We start from the raw sequence: 470 nt of genomic DNA on the forward strand, positions 1-470 counted from the left end.
ACGTAGTCCACGCACAGGTCGAGCATGTGCGCGCCCTCGCGGATCTGGTCGCGGGCCATCTCCACACAGTCGTCCCAGCGGCCCTCCAGCATGGCCTCGCGGAACTTCTTCGACCCGTTCGCATTCGTCCGCTCACCGATGGCCATGTACGAGGTGTCCTGACGGAAGGGCACCGTCTGGTAGAGCGAGGCCGCGCCCGGCTCCGGACGCGGCTCGCGCGGCGTCGGCGTCAGCCCCCGCACCCGCTCCACGACCTGGCGCAGGTGCTCCGGGGTCGTACCGCAGCAGCCGCCGACCAGGGAGAGCCCGTACTCGCCGACGAACGTCTCCTGGGCGTCGGCCAGTTCGGCGGCGGAGAGCGGGTAGTGCGCGCCGTCCTTGCCCAGCACCGGCAGGCCCGCGTTGGGCATGCAGGCCAGCGGGACACGGGAGTTGCGGGCCAGATAGCGCAGGTGCTCGCTCATCTCAGC

At 71.1% G+C, this 470-nt stretch carries 1 protein-coding gene; it reads right to left on the reverse strand.

Annotation, left to right across the window (positions count from 1 at the left end):
* Positions 1–470, reverse strand: a 470-nt coding sequence (locus tag AC4IJH_RS43695) for a homocysteine S-methyltransferase family protein (RefSeq protein ID WP_490857594.1), incomplete at both ends; no start/stop codon positions are given.

This window comes from Streptomyces sp. UF-297, from assembly GCF_058245575.1.